We start from the raw sequence: 18658 nt of genomic DNA, 5'->3' as shown, positions 1-18658 counted from the left end.
TTATATCTTTTTTATTCATAAGTCAGTTTATTAAACTGTTTTTTACCTGCCTTAATTAATTGCAAAGTGGAAAATATCCTCTCTCTGGATTAATCTTTTGATTTAAATCCTTTCAATTGCAATTAATCTTGTTTTGAGTTTGAATTTATTTTTCAATTACTAAAATGCCACAAAATGAAAAAAGATTTACTTACTGCCTTAAAGCATTTTACTGTTTTTCCCTCACAAGAACATTTTGACAAATCATTAAAATTCCTTCTGATTTTAATTATTTCACTCTTTTATAATTCGGTCAAAGCACAAACTAGGACACATCCGTACATATCAAGTGGAACGTTAATTCTTCCGGCTGGTATGGATCAGGTTACTGTAGAAGCGTGGGGCGCTGGAGGTGCTGGAGGTGCAGCTATGCTTGGAGGAGGATTAGCACGAGGCGGTGGTGGCGGTGGCGGTGGCGCATATGCTAGAGGAAATATTTCAACAATTGGATTTTCTAGTTTATCTGTTGTCGTTGGAGGTGTTAATCTAGGTGGAGAAGGAAATGGAACAAAAGGGGGTGATTCTTATATAACTGGATTTACAAGTGTGTTTAATGCTCCTGGTGGTCCAGGAGGTATTGCTAATCTTTTATCGGGTAATCCTCCCAGTGGTGTCGCAGGAGCTACAGGAGCTTTGGGGAATTTAGCTACAGCAAATGGAGGATCTTCAGGTGGGGGATCCAATTCATTATTAAGTTTGGGACTTTCGTCAGGAAGTGGCGGTAATGGTGGTAATTTTGGAGTTGGAGCTGGAGGAGCTGGGGGAGCTGGAGTTGCAAGTTTAATAGGGGCAAATGTTAATGGAAATCCTGGAAGTACTTATGGTGGGGGTGGCGCAGGGGCGGCAAGTTCCAGTAATTTAAGAACTGGAGGAAATGGAGCGCGTGGTCATGTCAATGTTACTTATACTTGTAAAACTTATAGTTTAACAGCAACTTCGGCCGCAAATGTTTGTGTACCTAACGGAACAACTTCTTTAGTTACACTCACAGGTACTGCAGCTAGTTTGCCAAAGGGGAATTATACCGTGACTTATAGTACAAGTAGTCCATCACAAAACAATCTTACAGTCAATATGACTGTTACTACTGCTGGAACAGGACAGTTTAGCGCAACAGGACTGAATGTTGTAGGAAATAGTACTATTACTGTTGTTTCTTTAGCTTCACAAGATTGCTCCTCTACACTGAGTGCTAATAATACCTTTCAAGTTGTTGTTGGTACAAGGCCAACTATTGCATTAGGAACAACTACTGCAAGATGCGCTAGTTCAAATTTGCAAAGCACAACACTGCCTTACAGTACAGTAACTAATGATCCAACTACTTATAGCATAACATGGAATGCATCTCCTTCAAATAGTTTCGCGGCAGTTAGTAATTCTTTGACACCTTCTTCAATAAACATAACAATTCCTGCAAATACTCAACCAGGGACGTATACAGGAAATCTTACCGTTAGTAATGCAGCGGGTTGTGTATCAACTACTTATCCTTTTACAGTTGTTATTAATGCAAATCCTGCCATTACAACAACAGGTGTCGTAACAGCAGTTTGTCGAAATACATTGGCAACAACTGCATCTCTGCCTTACACGGCTACCGCCAATTCGCCAATAAGTTATTCTATCGACTGGGGAACACTGACAGATCAGGGTTCAACTCCTTTTAGTTTTGGTGCCGGAGCAGGAAGTATCAATACGATAAACGTACCTGCAAATACACCAGCAGGAAATTACCCAGGTGTTTTAACGATTTTAAATGCCAATGGATGTTCGTCTAGTCAGAATATTTCTTTAACCGTTAATGCTCTTCCAAGTATAACAACATCTGGTACGGTAACGGCAGTTTGTCAAAATGCATTGGCAACAACCGCATCTCTGCCTTACACGGCTACGGCCAATTCACCAATAAGTTATTCTATCGACTGGGTAACACTGACAGATCAGGGCTCAACTCCTTTTAGTTTTGGTGCCGGAGCAGGAAGTATCAATACGATAAACGTTCCAGCAAATACACCTGCCGGAAATTATCCAGGTGTTTTAACGATTTTAAATGCCAATGGGTGTTCGTCTAGTCAGAATATTTCTCTAACCGTTAATGCTCTTCCAAGTATAACGACATCGGGTACTGTAACGGCGATTTGTCAAAATGCATTGGCAACAACCGCATCTCTTCCCTACACTGCTACGGCCAATTCACCCATAAGTTATTCTATCGATTGGGGAACATTAACAGATCAGGGTTCAACTCCTTTTAGTTTTGGTGCCGGAGCAGGAAGTATCAATACCATAAACGTTCCAGCAAATACACCTGCCGGAAATTATCCAGGTGTTTTAACGATTTTAAATGTCAATGGGTGTTCGTCTAGTCAGAATATTTCTTTAACCGTTAATGCTCTTCCAAGTATAACGACATCGGGTACGGTAACGGCTGTTTGTCAAAATGCATTGGCAACAACCGCATCTCTTCCTTACACGGCTACGGCCAATTCACCCATAAGTTATTCTATCGATTGGGGAACATTAACAGATCAGGGTTCAACTCCTTTTAGTTTTGGTGCCGGAGCAGGAAGTATCAATACGATAAACGTTCCAGCAAATACACCTGCCGGAAATTATCCAGGTGTTTTAACGATTTTAAATGCCAATGGATGCTCATCTAGTCAGAATATTTCTTTTACTGTTAATGCTCTTCCAAGTATAACAACATCTGGTACGGTAACAGCAGTTTGTCAAAATACATTGGCAGCAACTGCATCTCTGCCTTACACGGCTACGGCCAATTCACCCATAAGTTATTCTATCGACTGGGGAACATTAACAGATCAGGGTTCAACTCCTTTTAGTTTTGGTGCCGGAGCAGGAAATATCAATACGATAAACGTACCTGCAAATACACCTGCCGGGAATTACTCTGGTGTTTTAACGATTTTAAATGCTAATGGATGTTCGTCAAGTCAGAATATTTTATTAATAGTAAATGGTTCTCCTACTATAAATACAACAGGGATATTTACTCCAGTTTGTGAAAGTACTTCTCCTCAAACGACAACTTTAAATTACAATTCTACAACAGGATCTCCAATTAACTATGCTATAGATTGGATTGCCTTAACAGATCAGACATCAACGCCGTTTACTTTTAGTTCGGGATCGGGAACTGTTATTAATGTGAATGTTCCTGCGAATGCGACAGCTGGAACGTATAATGGTGTCATGACAATTTCAGCAGCAAATGGATGTCCCGTAAATCAAGCAGTTTCTTTAACTATAAACGCTGTGTCAGCACCTTCAGCTTCTGTAACACAACAGCCAAGCTGTCAAACTAATTCAGGTATTATAACCGTAACTGTACCTCAACCAGGGACAGGTTATTCTTATAGTATTGATGGAGTTGATTTCAGTAATACTTCTGGAGTTTTTACAGGTCTTGCTCCTGGAGTTTATAATGTAAAAGCAAAAAATATTACATCGGGATGCGAATCTCCTTCAACACCTCTTAATGTAAATGCAGTTGTTACAAAAATGTGGAATGGCAGTGTAAGTGCAAGTTGGGGAGATGCAGCGAATTGGACTCCAGCAGGAGTACCGCTTGCATCTGATTGTGTTACTATACCAGATGTAACAACTAATCCAATTATTTCGGGAACAGATGGTTCTTTTTTTGCGAATAGAATTACTGTAGAAAATAATGGTTCTTTAATAGTTGAGGGAACAAATACAATAACAATTACTAATGAAGTAAATGTATTGGGTAACGGGGTTTTTACCTTTGAAAATAATGCCAGTCTAGTTCAGGTGTCAAACGCTGTTAATACTGGAAACATAATTTATAAACGAGATACTCCGCCGGTTAGACGTTATGATCTAACCCATTGGTCTTCCCCAATTACTCGAGTACCAGTTTTTACGCTTTTTGATTTCTCGCCAGGAACATTATTTGATAAATTTTATAAATACGACCCAGTGACAAAATGGATCATTATTAATAGCGGAGCAGAGGAAATGGTAGCGGGAAAAGGTTATACCATTCGTGCTCCTCAAAACTACGAATTACTTTTAACCGAGATTTTTCATGGTGAATTTATTGGTGTACCTAATAATGGAGATATTTTAGCGCCAGAAGCTGTTGCTGAAAAATTTACTTTTTTTGGAAATCCTTACCCGTCAGCAATATATGCAGATCAATTCATTTATGATAATGCAGCCAATATTTATGGGACATTGTTTTTTTGGACTCATAATACTCCTCCTAGCCAAAGCACTCCGGGAACTCATGTGTTCAGTTATAATAATGATGATTACGCAATTTATAATTTATCTGGAGCTATTACGATAGGAAACTTAGAAGGAGTAGGTGCAACAACTCCTGGTAATCAAAGTCCGCCGTTAGGATATATAGCCGCTGGGCAAGGTTTCTTTGCTAAAGCAAGAACAAATCAAAGAGCCATTTTTACTAATTCGATGAGGGTGCCAGGTCGTAACAGTCAGTTTTATAAATCTAGTGCAGCTAACGAAATACAAAAACATCGAGTATGGTTAAATTTAACAAATAGTGAAGGAGCATTTAAACAATTACTAATCGCATATGTTACAGGAGCTACGAATTTGTGGGACAATAATTATGATGCCGTAACCATGGATGCGCATCCTTATATTGATTTTTACAGTATAAATCAGGCGAAGAAACTGGTTATACAAGGGCGTGAAGTACCTTTTGCGGCATCAGATACAATTCCGTTAGGTTATAGATCGGCTTTAGAAGGTGAATTTACCATTGCAATAGATCATACCGATGGAAATTTAAATAATCAAGCAATTTATCTCCAGGATAATGTAACGAAAACGCTGCATAATCTAAAATCAGGCGGCTATAAATTTACAACTACAAAAGGTGTTTTTCAGCAACGATTTGTAATTCGTTATACAGATCCTTCTGTCACTTTAGGTAATGATGATTTTACAGGTACAGATCGAAATGTTTACGTTTCGGTTAAAGATAAAAGTATAAAACTGCAAGCCGCCGCAGATGAAGAAAAATTACAGGAAACAGCTGTTTATGATGTTGGAGGAAAGCTGCTTTACCATAAAAAAGGAATTGATGGTAAAGAATGGATTATTACAAATCTCCGTTCTGGGCCTCAGGTGCTGCTCGTAAAAATTACTTTAGATAATGGAAAAACATTCACGAGAAAAGTAATCTTTAACTAAATAAAAAAGCGGTTGAGTTTATTTCTCAACCGCTTTTTTTATAATTAAGCCGATCGCCTCAAATTTTCATTAGTGTTGATAATTGCCTTTTCATTTTTATAATCAATCCATTTTTGACCTTTGATTTTTCGCATCATGATATCAAAATGACGCATGATAAAAACATTATAAGCAGCCTTGGATAAATTTGCTATATTTTTTGGAAATGCACGAAGGCTCATAGAAAATCCAGGAGTTAAATATTTCATATAATGCCAATAACCTTCTGGCATATAAAGCATTTCGCCATGCTTAAGATTGGTAATGTAACCTTCAGCATTTTTGAGTGCCGGAAATTTTTCATAATCTGGATTATCAAAATCAATATCTTCTCTAGAAATCAAAGCATGCGGGACTTTATACATATATTTTGACTGGTCTGGCGGAAAAATCATGCACTGCTTTTCTCCATGAAAATGAAAATGCAGAATATTTGAATAATCAATATCATAATGCATAAAAACCCTTGCGTTTTCTCCTCCAAAAAATAGCATTGGTAGTTGTTTAACCAATTTTAAACCAATATCCGGCCATAAAAAGTCATTTTTTAGCGTTGGCACATCTTTCATTAAATTATAAAGAAAAATGCGATAGTTGGTAGGTTTTGATTCTAAAAGATTGATATAGTCGCTCATTTTCATTTTCATGTGAGCTTCATTAAATCCTTCTTCATGGTTTACAGGTCGATCATCGTACAAAGGAACGGTGATATCTCCTGCTATATCATTAATATAGGATAATTTCCATTTTTGATAAGCCGGCCAGTCTTCGGTCAGTTCTTCAACAACAACTGGAATTTGTTTTTTTACATATTGGGAAATAAAATCATCTTTAGAGATTTTCTTAACCCTTTCTATTTCTTTTAATTTCATTTTTATAAATAAAAAAATTGCTTATAACTCTGTGCATAAGCAATTTAATAATATTTATTGAAATTTATTAACTCTTTTAATTATTTTTTTGATCTGATCGAAGCGTCGATATTTCGTTCTATTTTATGTTCTGGCCGTGACCATTTAGGTTTTTCTCCCAAAGAATTAAATTGAGAATCGGATGCCTCTACAGTTGCTGGTTGTGAAACTTTTATAAAAGGCTTTTGCGGAATTAATCCTAACATTTCAAACATTTTCATATCTTCATGAACATCAGGATTTGGGGTTGTAAGTAATTTGTCGCCGGCAAATATCGAGTTCGCTCCTGCGAAAAAGCACATTGCCTGACCTTCGCGTGACATATTGGTTCTTCCTGCAGACAAACGTACTTGTGTTTCGGGCATTACGATTCTTGTTGTAGCGACCATTCGAATCATTTCCCAAATTTCAACTGGTTTTTCATCCTCCATTGGAGTTCCTTCAACAGCAACTAATGCATTAATTGGAACAGATTCTGGCTGCGGATTTAAAGTCGAAAGAGCTACAAGCATTCCAGCTCGGTCTTCAATACTTTCTCCCATTCCGATAATTCCTCCGCTGCAAACGGTAACATTTGTTTTGCGGACATTCTCTATAGTTTGTAAACGATCTTCGAAACCTCGTGTTGAAATCACATCTTTATAATATTCTTCGGAAGTATCTAAATTATGATTGTAAGCGTAGAGCCCTGCTTCAGCCAAACGCTGTGCCTGATTTTCTGTAAGCATTCCTAACGTGCAGCAAACTTCCATATCAAGTTTATTGATCGTACGGACCATTTCTAAAACCTGATCAAATTCTTCGCCATCTTTCACATTCCTCCAAGCAGCTCCCATGCAGACACGAGAAGATCCACTTGCTTTGGCTCTTAATGCCTGCGCTTTTACCTGACTAACAGTCATTAAATCATTTCCTTCAACTCCTGTGTTGTATCTTGCAGCTTGCGGGCAATAGCCACAATCTTCGGGACAGCCGCCGGTTTTTATAGAAAGTAAAGTAGACACTTGAACAACGTTTGGGTCGTGTTTCTGTCTGTGAATTGTAGCAGCTTCGTAAAGCAAGTCCATCAATGGTTTATTATAGATGGCAATTATTTGGTCTTTTGTCCAATTGTGTTTTGTAATGCTCATGGATAAATTGTTTTTTGGAGCATTAAAAGTAAGTAAATTATGATAACAGATTTATTGGCCTGTTAAAAATGAAGATTTTCAATTGTTTTTCAAAAAAGAAACACTCTAAAATCATAGAATTAAGAATTTCTATAATTTTAGAGTGCCAAAATGTTGTTTTTTATTCTGATTAATTAATCAGCAGCATATTTATTATTCCAATACAGCATCATCATTAAAGTTACAATTACGGATGAAGCAATTCCTTCAAACAATAAACAGATGCAATATGTTGGTACTGATGGATTTCCTCCGAACATAAATGTTTCAGATAAGCTTCTTACATATGCGTCTCCACCTCGAGCATAACTGTAAACCAATAAGCCAAATACGCTTAATGATACTCCGACAACAGAAGTTGCCATTGCGGAAACGGCATTAGATACAAAATTTGTTTCTCCCTCATGCAGGTTCATCTGCATTGTCCTATTAACACCGTAGAATATGAAGAATACGTTTAGTGTTCTTAAATAAAACAAATCGGCTAAACCTAACACATTCATCAATAAAAAATAAATGCCAATTCCGAGAAAAATCAAAAAACCGTTGGTAATTTCTTTAGGTAATTTCATAGTGGTTATTTTTAAAGAAGTTAATAGTAAATATTTGAAAAACAGTCTTCTATCAAATTTACTAAAAAAATAACTACAATGATTTAAAAATGGAAAAAACTACAGAATCAGATTTTTTAGAGAAGATTTATATAAGCTAAAGCTTGGTTTTGATCTTGTTTAAGCTGGTCTTTCAGCGCATCTACAGAGCCAAATTTCTGTTCTTCGCGAATGTAATGCAGCAACGATACTTGAATATTTTGCTCATAAATATCTTTGTCGAAATTAAAAAGATGAACCTCGACAGTTTGTTTTTCGCCATTTACAGTCGGATTGAAACCAATATTCATCATTCCGTAAACAATTTCTTCGTTTACAAGAGCTTTTACAACGTAAACACCAATTTTTGGAATTAGTTTGTACTCTTCCTCGATGTGAATATTTGCAGTAGGAAAACCAATTGTTCTTCCCAGCTGTTTTCCTTTTACAATCGTTCCGTTTAAGAAGTAATTGTATCCTAAATATTCATTGGCCAAAGCCATATTTCCTTCGTTTAAAGCTTTTCTGATTTTGGTTGAACTTACCGAAACATCTTGAATTTCTTCAGCAGAAATTTGTTCGACTTCAAAGTCGTATTCTTTTCCGAAAGCAATTAAATCATCAATGTTTGCAGTTCGATTGCGTCCAAAACGATGATCATGTCCGATAATTATTTTGTGAATCTGAAATTTATCAACCAAAATAGTATGAACAAATTCTTCTGCAGTAAGTCTTGAAAAACTTTCGTCGAACGGATGAACGATTAAATTTTCAATGCCAGTAGCCTCAAGAAGTTTTATTTTTTCGCTAATAGTATTCAGCAATTTTATTTCTGATTTTTCTTGAAGCACCATTCGCGGATGCGGAAAAAATGTAAGTACCAGACTTTCGTATTTTCCGTTTTCAGTATTTTGTGTAATTCGTTCCAGAATTTTTTTGTGACCAATATGCACGCCGTCAAAGGTACCAAGAGTTAAAATTGTTTTCTTGGTCGACTGAAAATCGTTTATAGAATGAAAGAGCTTCAAAACAAATTATTTAAGATGCTGCAAATTTATACTATTCTGTTTTAAATATAATAATAGCTAAATCGAATTTTAGTTAGGATATATTTCTTTTTGTGAAAATAAGCTGACTCGTCGATTAAAAAACATTAATTGTCTTATATATTGTACAATTTAAATTAATTGAAGTAATTTTGATTTATATATCTTACAGTATGAAAAAACAACTACTTTATATATTTCTTGTTTTGTGTTGCGCAAATGGTATTGCCCAGAATGATGTTTTGTGGCAAAAAGTAACCTCTTCATCATCGCTTTCGCGAAAGGCAGGTATTTCAGATGCAAAAGTGTATTATAAATTGAATACCGATCTGCTTTCTGCCAAACTTGCTTCAACGACAAGTAAATTGGCTGTAAGCAATAGGACAGAAATTACAATTCCGAATACAGAAGGAAAATTAGAACGTTTTTCGGTTTGGGAATCTTCGAATTTTGATCCAGAATTACAAGCTAAATATCCAGAAATTAGAGCTTATGAAGGAAGAGGAATAGATGATAAAAATGCTAAAATTCATTTTAGCGTTGCTCCAATCGGAATGCAGACTATGGTTTTTCGTTTGGAAAAACCAACTGAGTATATTGAGCAAAACCCAGATAATAAGTCAGAATATGTTTTGTTTAAATCTATAGATAATGCAGATTCAAAGATGCTGCTGGATTGTAAAACAGCTAATTCAATTTCAGAGAATAAAACTGGATCTACAGCAAAAACAGCTTCAAATGCCAAACAGTTTAAAACACTTCGTTTAGCATTATCCTGCACAGCGGAATATACTACATATTTCGGCGGAACAAAAGCTGCAGCATTGGCAGGTATGAACGCAACCCTTAGCCGTGTTAATGGAATTTTTGATAGAGATCTTTCAGTAAAACTCGTTTTAGTGGCTAATAATGATGCTGTTATTTATACAGATGCTTCTACAGACCCTTATTCTATTCCTTCAATTGGAGCGGCAGAAAGTAATCCAACTTGGGGACAACAAGTTCAAACTACATTAACCAATGTGATTGGTGATGGCAATTATGATATCGGACATTTGTTTGGGGCTTCAGGCGGGGGAGGTCTTGCGAATTGTATTGGTTGTGTTTGTGTTAGCCCAACATCCAGTAATCCTTTGGCAAAGGGCAGTGCATTTACATCTCCAAAAGATGCAAGACCACAAGGCGATACTTTTGATATTGATTTTGTGGCGCATGAAATGGGTCATCAACTAGGCGCATCACATACTTTCTCTCATGCTCTCGAAGGATTAGGAACAAGTTATGAGCCAGGAAGTGGTTCAACCATTATGGCCTATGCTGGGATTACAAATTATGATGTTCAGAGTAATTCAGATGATTATTTCTCGTATGCAAGTATTAATCAAATACAGAATAATTTAGCCGGAAAAACTTGTCCCGTTACTACTCCAATTATCAATAATCCACCGGTAATTGATGCAGGTCCGAACTATACGATTCCAATTAGTACAGCATTTGTTTTAAAAGGAACAGGTTCAGACTCTGAAGGAAATACCATTACTTATTCTTGGGAACAGCTTGATAATGCTACTACTACCTCAGGTGCAAATAGTATTGCTTATGCCACAAAACCAAACGGACCAATGTTTCGATCCCTGCCTCCAACAACTTCGTCTGTTCGTTACATGCCGGCTTTGAATTCTGTATTGAATAATCAATTGACAACAACCTGGGAATCTGTTTCTTCAATTGCGAAAACAATGAATTTTACTTTGACAGGAAGAGACAATGCACCAGAAGGAACCGCACAAACGTACACAGATGCAATGGTTGTTACAGTAAGCGCTGCTGCAGGGCCATTTGCAGTAACATCACAAAATACTGGTGATGTAGCATGGCAAAAAGGCTCAACACAAACAATTAATTGGAGTGTCAATAATACAAACACACTTCCAGGATCATCAAATGTAAATATAAAATTATCTCTGGATGGAGGTTTGACCTTTCCAATAACTTTAGCGTCAAATATATTAAATGACGGTTCAGAAACTGTTTTGGTTCCATCCAATATTGAAGCCTCTACAAATTGCAGACTTTTAATAGAGCCGGTAAATAATATTTATTACGCCGTAAATAGTGCTCCTTTTGCAATAGGTTACACAGTTTCTACAAATTGTTCCACATTTAATTTTGAAGGCGGTTATGCTATAGGAACTAGTTCAAATTTTTTAAGTAAGACAGTTACGGTGCCCGCTTCGATTGGAACTATTTCTGATGTAAATGTTTCGGTTAACGTGACACATGCTAGATTTGAAGATTTAGAAATGCAGATTGTAAGTCCAAGCGGCAAAGTTGTTACCTTATTTAATAAAAGCTGCGGTACTACAAATTCCACTTTAGCACTTCAATTTGATGACAGCGGAAACGCTCTAAATTGTAATACAACCACAAGTCAGATTGTAATTCCAGCCAGTGCGTTAAGTGCTTTTAATGGGGAAAATTCGCAGGGAAATTGGACTTTTAGCGTTAAAGATGCAGTCACTGGAGGTTTTGGAACAATAAATTCAGCGTCTGTAAATATCTGTAATACAACATATACACTCGGAAATTCAGATTTTGAAAATATAGATTTTGCCCTATATCCAAATCCAAACAAAGGAAATTTTACGGTTCAATTTAACCGAGATTCAGTAAGTGAAGTGAAAATTTATGTCCATGATATTTTAGGCAAATACGTATACAGTAATACTTTCCAAGGTTCTGGATACTTCATTCAAGATGTTCAATTGCCAAATGTGCCAAATGGAGTTTATCTAGTTACTGTTATAGACGGAGATAAAAGAACAATCAGGAAAATTTTAGTGAATTAAAAAATTTTAAGTACCAAATAAAAAAATCCAAATTCCAATACTAATTGGAATTTGGATTTTTTTTATTGAAATTTTACACTAAGAGTTCGCCATTGCCATGCAGACAATGCTTAGTTTTGCTCCTGGAATTTTTAATAATGCTCTCGAACAAGCTTCGAGTGTTGCACCAGTAGTGAGAACATCATCAACAATTAGAAAATGTTTATTTTGATTTTCTTCTGTTAAAACTGCATCAAAAATATTTTCGATGTTTTCAGATCTTCCCAAAAGATTCTTTTTAGACTGCGTTTTAGAGTATTTCTTTCGGTACAAAACAGAATCATCGTAAGGAATTTTTAAACCTTCGGCTAAAGCCTTTCCAAAAGTCGTAACTTGATTGTAACCGCGTTCCTTAAATTTTTTTGGATGTAAAGGGACTGGAATTACAACATCAAAAGAAATTGCTAATTGAATTTCTTTTAAATCTTCGGCGTACCAGTTTCCTAAAACAGTTCCAATTTCTTCATGACCTTTATACTTTAGGTTGTGAATTAATTCCTGAACCATTCCCTTTTTATTAAAATATAAAAATGCCGCAGCAAATTGAATGTCAATTTTGCCGTAAAACTTTTTTACCGCTTGATTTTTTGGGTCTAAATGATATTGAGTAAGAGGCATTTCGTGACGGCATGAAGTACAGAAAACAATTTCATTCTGCAGTAAAATAGCTCGGCATCCATCGCAGACTTTAGGGAAAAATAGATTTATTAGGTAATTAATCACAAAAAGAGAGATTTTATTTACAAAAGTAACAAAATGAATACTTCAATCTTTATTATTTTTCTTTTTTTTAAAGGTACTTTTTATATTTTTGCATCACTATGGCAAAACAAGAAGATATATTTAAGAATGTGGTTTCGCACGCAAAAGAGTACGGATTTATTTTTCCGTCAAGCGAAGTTTACGACGGACTGAGTGCTGTTTATGATTATGCACAAAATGGTGTCGAATTAAAAAAGAATATCCGTGAATATTGGTGGAAATCAATGGTTCAAATGAATGAGAATATTGTCGGCCTTGATGCTGCAATATTAATGCATCCAACAACTTGGAAAGCTTCTGGACACGTTGATGCATTCAATGATCCATTAATTGATAATAAAGATTCTAAAAAAAGATATAGAGCTGACGTTTTGGTTGAAGATCATGCTGAAAAAATTCACCAAAAAGCACAAAAAGAAATTGACAAAGCAAAAGCTCGTTTTGGCGATGCATTCAACGAACAAGAATTTGTAACTACAAATGCTCGTGTAATTGAATATTTAGCTAAAGAAAAAGAAATCAGAGAGCGTTTAGGACGTTCTTTAGGAAACGGAGATTTAGCTGATGTAAAAGCTTTGATAGAAGAACTTGAAATTGCTGATCCTGAAACTGGTTCTAAAAACTGGACAGAGGTAAAACAATTTAACTTAATGTTCGGAACAAAACTGGGTGCATCTGCAGAAAGCGCAATGGATTTATACTTACGTCCAGAAACGGCGCAGGGTATTTTCGTTAACTTTTTAAATGTTCAGAAATCAGGTCGTATGAAAGTTCCTTTTGGAATTGCTCAAACGGGTAAAGCATTCAGAAACGAGATTGTTGCAAGACAATTTATTTTCCGTATGCGTGAATTTGAACAAATGGAAATGCAGTTTTTTGTACGTCCTGGAGAAGAAATGAAATCATACGAATACTGGAAAGAAACTCGTTTGAAATGGCATTTATCTTTAGGATTAGGAAAAGAAAATTACCGTTTTCACGATCACGAAAAATTAGCGCACTACGCAAATGCAGCAGCGGATATCGAATTTAATTTCCCATTCGGGTTTAAAGAATTGGAAGGAATTCACTCTCGTACAGATTTCGATTTGAAAGCACACGAAGAATATTCTGGAAGAAAATTACAATATTTCGATCCTGAACTAAACGAAAACTATGTTCCATATGTAGTAGAAACTTCTGTTGGTTTAGATCGTATGTTCCTGGCTGTTTTTGCAACTTCATTAAAAGAAGAAACATTAGAAGACGGTTCTACAAGAACTGTTTTAAAACTGCCAGCAGTTTTAGCACCGACAAAAGCAGCAGTATTACCGTTGGTTAAAAAAGATGGTCTGCCGGAAATTTCAAGAAAAATCATCGAAGATTTGAAATGGGATTTCAATGTGGCATATGATGAAAAAGACGCTGTAGGACGTCGTTACAGAAGACAAGATGCTTTAGGAACGCCATTCTGTATCACAATAGATCATCAGACTCTTGAAGACGAAACAGTTACAATTCGTCATAGAGATACAATGAAACAAGATCGTGTAAAAATTACTGAACTTAGAGCTATTATCGAAAATGAAGTTTCGATGAAAAACTGGTTAATGAAAATGTAATCTTTACAACTTATACTATAGATCCCAAATTCCGTCCCGAAACCTCGGGAGAGTTTGGGATTTTTGATTTTTAAAAACAGGCATTTTATCGATGTTTTTTGTATTTCATCATTTTGTATCAACATTTTAAGGTATTGTGTTAACAATGAAATATTTAAAAATCTAAAATCCGTAATTTTAAATGCGGAAAAATGCCAAAATCAAATTTTTTTGCGTTCAATCAAAATTTAATTATTTTTTTGATTATGATTGTGAAGTGAGAAAAGCAACAAAACCATAAATTGAAAAAGTACTCGTATATTATAATTGACGATGATGCTGAAAGTATTTTGAAGACCAAAACAACCGCTGCAGGTTTTTCAGAATTATCTTTTACCGCATCGGCGTCAAATTTTCAAGATGGTTTAAATTTGGTTTTAGAGCATAAGCCGGCTTTGGTTTTTCTGGAGATCGAGCCTAAAGACTTATCAAGTCAATTGTCTTTGAGTTTTATAAGCGAACTGCATCGATTTTTTCAAGAGATTCCAAAAATTATTATTACAACCAAGCAAAAGGACAAAGCCTTTGATGCCATCCAATACGGTGTGTTTGATTATATTTTAAAACCTCTTGCGCATCTTGATCTTCTAAAAACTGTTTTAAAGCTTAAAAAGGCAAATTTGGCACCTAAAAGCACAGTTTTTACAGAAGAGCCAGCTTCTATTGTTATTGATAATGTCAATAACGTTACAATTCCTCAAAATGTCGAGAAACCATTAACGATTTGTATAAAATCGTATGGTGATTATCGGTACTTAAATGCAGCGGATATAAGTTACTTTCAGGCTGATAACAATTCAACCGATATTTATTTGAATACTGGTGAAATGATTACTGCATTTAAAACGTTAAAGCATTTTGAAAGTGTTTTAACCTATCCATTTATTCGTATTCACAATAGTTACGTAATCAATCGAAATTACATTTCTAGAATTCATAGCGGAAACTCAATCTGTTACATAAAAAACTCTTCCAAAAAGATTCCATTTTCTAAAACCTACAAAGCAAATGTCGATTTGATAATTGCCGATTTTGCTGCAGGAAATTATTTAGAAATCTAAAAACCAGATGTTTACACGAATTTGCTATCCGTTGACTATCAATTGGGTATGATCTACCATAAACTCAATTTTTTGTATAAATTTTTTTCGATCTCGGTATTAGTTTTACACCATGATTTGCACAAAACAACAAATCATTCTCCAAAAATTAAACAAACATTAAAAACCTCAGGTCATGAAAAAAACAGCTTTGACATTCGGATTATTATCTTTAGTAATGGTTGCAACTTCTTTTGCAAATCCTACAACTCCAAATACTTCTAGTGAAAATTTAAGTATTGTTCCTCCTGGAGGTTCTAGTGCTGGTGGTGGTAGAAAACAAGATTTCCATGCAACAGAAAATAAACTTGAAATTAAAAGTAATAATTTTTTGGATGTTAATCAATCTTTAGGCGGAAGCAGAAAATTAGATTAATTAGAAGTAAAAATTCAAATATTTAGGCTGTCAAATTTTGGCAGCCTTTTTTTATGTCCTTAGTTTTAGTATTTTTGGTAAAATTCACAACTTCTATTGAAAACAAAATACCTAATAGTATTGTTTGTATTGTTGTTTGTTTCTGCCTGTACCAAGAAAAAAACTTCAGATAATCTATCTTCTTCTAAAGATAGCCTGATTACCTATTTAGATTTGGCTAATGATATCAATTTGAGTTATGAACTTAAACAGCAAAATGCAAAAAAAGCATTTTCAATTGTTAACAGTCAGGAAAATGATTCTCTTTACAGGGTCAATCTCTTTAAAATTGCTAATAGATATTACAATATGAATGATTTTAAATCATATCGTGATATATCACAATTAGCTTTAGAGAGATCTATAACAGGAAAAGATTCAGCAAGTGCGGCTAAAGCTTATTCATATTTAGGAGATTATTATAGCTCAGCAGCTATTTCAGATAGTGCTTATAGGCATTATTTTAAGGCTCAAAAAATTTATACACAAATTAATGATGATCTTAATTTGGCTAAAACGCTAATAAGTAAAGCCAACTTACAGTTTAACGAAGGTGATTTTTTTGAAAGTGAAATCGGGGTATTCAAAGCTTTAGAGATATTGAAGAATGAAAATAATGTAAATGATAAACTTTATGAGTGCTATAATCTGCTTGGAATTCTTTATAATGAGAAAGAAGAATTTAATAAAGCGTTAGAATATCAAAACAAAGCACTTAGTACATTAAAAGATAAATCAATTCCAACAGACCTTCAATTAAAAGCGACGTCATTAAATAATATTGGTTTCATTTATATAAATAAAGGTGATTATAAAAAAGCTATAGTTTATTTTGAAAGAGGATTAGCTGAGAAAAATCTATTTAAAGAAAAGACCATCTTGTATGCAATGTTATTGGATAACTTAGGGTATGCAAAATTTAAATCTGGAAAGAAAGATGGTCTTCCAGATGACTTTTACAGATCTTTAAAAATTCGAGATAGTTTAGGGTTAAAGTCGGCGATGATTTCTAATCAAATTCGATTATCTGAATATTATGCTTCTAAAAAAGACACTTTTAAAGCGATGCAATTTGCAAAGCAGGCTTTATTAGTTTCCCGTTCTTCGGAGAAAATAAATAACACTTTAGGTGCTCTAAAGCAAATCGCAATTGTGGACCCCAAAAATGCTTCAATGTATTCAAAAGAATATATTCGATTAAATGATAAAATGCTCAAAGCAGAGCGTAACATGGGAGAAAAATTCTCGCGTATTGAGTACGAAACCAACGAAATAAAAGATCAAAATTCCAATCTTCAGGAAAAAAATAAAACTCTTGTTTATGTATTTAGTATCTGTACATTGATCGGATTGTTTTTTTACGTTTATAAAACCCAGCAGGCAAAAAACCGTGAACTTCTTTTCAAACAGCAGCAGCAGATTGCAAATGAAGATATTTACAATATGATGATTTCGCAGCAAAATGAAATCGAAATAACCAGAATTAAAGAAAAGAAGAAAGTTGCTCAGGATCTGCACGATGGAGTCTTGGGACGAATGTTTGGTATCCGGATTAGTTTGGATAGTTTAGATAAGGTTGATGAGGCTGAAGCAGCCTCCAAAAGAAAAAAATATCTTGCTGAACTTAAGAGTATTGAACAGGATATTCGTGAAATTTCTCACGACTTAAACAGAGAAAAATCGGAATTAATCAATAATTTTATTGTAATTCTTAATAAGCTGTTTGAAGATCAAAGAAATACATATAGTTCTAAATTAATTACTTCATTTGATCCTGATATTAAATGGGAATTAATTAGTAATATTGTCAAAATCAATTTATACCGAATTATTCAAGAAGGACTTCAGAACTGTAATAAATATGCTAATGCGGATATTATTAAAGTAGAGTTTAAAAATGAAAAAGATAATTTGGTTTTAACAATCGAAGATGATGGAGAAGGATTTAATACCAGCAGAACCAAAAACGGAATCGGTTTACATAATATTGAATACAGGGCAGCCGAATGTAAAGGCACATTTACAATAAAGTCTGCCAAAGATGAAGGAACAGTTCTCATTATAAAAATCCCAATAGAATCCAATAATAACCTGCAGCATAATGACATTTGATTTAACAGCCCCAGTTCCAAAATTAGTTAAAAAGAATATTTTAATAGTAGATGATCATCCATTTATTATTGAAGGGTATAAAAATGCTATAACTCGTTATAATCCAAATCAGTATGAGTTTTTGATTTCACAGGCACATGATTGCAGATCTGGTTATGATATAATTGAAGATAATAACACGCCAGTGTTTGATATAGCTTTTTTGGATATCAGTATGCCGGCATACGAAGAGAAAGATATTTTTTCGGGCGAAGATTTAGCCAAACTGCTTTCGGTAAAAATGCCTTCTTGTAAGATCATTTTACTGACGATGTATACAGAACTTTTGAAAATAAAAACGATCATTAGAGCGATTCAGCCAAATGGTTTAATTATTAAAAACGATCTAACTTTCGAAGAATTGCTTTTGGCTTTTGATAAAGTAATGAAAAATGAAAAGTATTACAGTCAGTCAGTAGTCAAGATGCTGAACCAGTCTACCCATAATGCCATTGAAATTGATCAATACGATAAACAGATCTTAGTTCATTTATCCAATGGAGTTTCCAGCAATGATATGCTTCCAAACATTCCAATCTCTTTAAATGCTATTGAAAAACGAAAAAAACATTTGAAAGAACTGCTCAAAATTAGAAGCGGATCTGATGAAGATTTGATTAAAGAAGCTAGAAGCAAAGGGCTTTTTTAAAATGAAAATTCCAAACTCCAACACGTTAATCGATACTGGAATTTGGAA

General features: G+C 34.7%; 12 protein-coding genes. 7 read left to right on the top strand and 5 right to left on the bottom strand.

Annotated features, from left to right (window positions below):
• The first annotated feature begins 174 nt into the window (after positions 1–174).
• Entirely contained in the window at positions 175–5250 is a 5076-nt protein-coding gene (locus HYN86_RS20940; protein ID WP_162789271.1) for a T9SS sorting signal type C domain-containing protein, read from the top strand.
• Between the two features lie 44 nt (positions 5251–5294).
• On the opposite strand, the gene HYN86_RS03675 is transcribed toward HYN86_RS20940, so the two are convergent.
• The 4 genes from HYN86_RS03675 to HYN86_RS03660 all read right to left on the bottom strand — a co-directional run bounded on the left by HYN86_RS03675 (position 5295) and on the right by HYN86_RS03660 (position 8987).
• A complete protein-coding gene (locus tag HYN86_RS03675) occupies positions 5295–6161 on the bottom strand; it encodes a cupin-like domain-containing protein (RefSeq protein WP_113676821.1) in 867 nt (288 codons plus the stop codon).
• Between the two features lie 80 nt (positions 6162–6241).
• Entirely contained in the window at positions 6242–7330 is a 1089-nt protein-coding gene (gene bioB, locus HYN86_RS03670; RefSeq protein ID WP_113676820.1) for a biotin synthase BioB, read from the bottom strand.
• A 173-nt stretch (positions 7331–7503) separates the two neighbouring features.
• Positions 7504–7941: a hypothetical protein gene (locus tag HYN86_RS03665; RefSeq protein ID WP_113676819.1), complete on the bottom strand. Its 438-nt coding sequence runs from the start codon at positions 7939–7941 to the stop codon at positions 7504–7506.
• A gap of 116 nt (positions 7942–8057) precedes the next feature.
• On the bottom strand, positions 8058–8987 hold the full coding sequence (locus tag HYN86_RS03660) for a bifunctional riboflavin kinase/FAD synthetase (protein ID WP_113676818.1): 930 nt from the start codon (positions 8985–8987) through the stop codon (positions 8058–8060).
• 191 nt (positions 8988–9178) lie between these two features.
• Here HYN86_RS03660 and HYN86_RS03655 point away from each other — a divergent pair, with 191 nt between their 5' ends.
• A complete protein-coding gene (locus HYN86_RS03655; RefSeq protein WP_113676817.1) occupies positions 9179–11854 on the top strand; it encodes a zinc-dependent metalloprotease in 2676 nt (891 codons plus the stop codon).
• A gap of 78 nt (positions 11855–11932) precedes the next feature.
• Here the strand turns inward: HYN86_RS03655 and HYN86_RS03650 are convergent, their stop codons facing one another.
• Complete coding sequence (locus HYN86_RS03650) at positions 11933–12616, bottom strand: ComF family protein (protein WP_230406425.1); 684 nt, start codon at positions 12614–12616, stop codon at positions 11933–11935.
• 98 nt (positions 12617–12714) lie between these two features.
• On the opposite strand from HYN86_RS03650, the gene HYN86_RS03645 reads away from it, so the two are divergent.
• The 5 genes from HYN86_RS03645 to HYN86_RS03625 all read left to right on the top strand — a co-directional run bounded on the left by HYN86_RS03645 (position 12715) and on the right by HYN86_RS03625 (position 18610).
• Positions 12715–14256 (top strand): glycine--tRNA ligase, encoded by a 1542-nt coding sequence (locus HYN86_RS03645; protein ID WP_113676815.1) that lies wholly within the window; start codon positions 12715–12717, stop codon positions 14254–14256.
• A gap of 281 nt (positions 14257–14537) precedes the next feature.
• Positions 14538–15356, top strand: coding sequence for a LytR/AlgR family response regulator transcription factor (locus HYN86_RS03640; RefSeq protein WP_113676814.1), 819 nt, complete (start codon positions 14538–14540; stop codon positions 15354–15356).
• Positions 15357–15531: 175 nt separating this feature from the next.
• Positions 15532–15771: a hypothetical protein gene (locus HYN86_RS03635; protein ID WP_113676813.1), complete on the top strand. Its 240-nt coding sequence runs from the start codon at positions 15532–15534 to the stop codon at positions 15769–15771.
• A gap of 96 nt (positions 15772–15867) precedes the next feature.
• Positions 15868–17922, top strand: coding sequence for a tetratricopeptide repeat-containing sensor histidine kinase (locus tag HYN86_RS03630; protein WP_205334629.1), 2055 nt, complete (start codon positions 15868–15870; stop codon positions 17920–17922).
• Positions 17912–18610 (top strand): response regulator, encoded by a 699-nt coding sequence (locus HYN86_RS03625; RefSeq protein ID WP_113676811.1) that lies wholly within the window; start codon positions 17912–17914, stop codon positions 18608–18610. Before HYN86_RS03630 ends, HYN86_RS03625 begins: the two co-directional genes overlap by 11 nt.
• Positions 18611–18658: the final 48 nt, after the last annotated feature.

It is taken from the genome of Flavobacterium fluviale, assembly GCF_003312915.1.
Lineage (GTDB): Bacteria > Bacteroidota > Bacteroidia > Flavobacteriales > Flavobacteriaceae > Flavobacterium > Flavobacterium fluviale.
The sequence above is the reverse complement of the archived record's forward strand: the minus strand, read 5'-3'. Positions and strand labels throughout refer to the sequence as shown.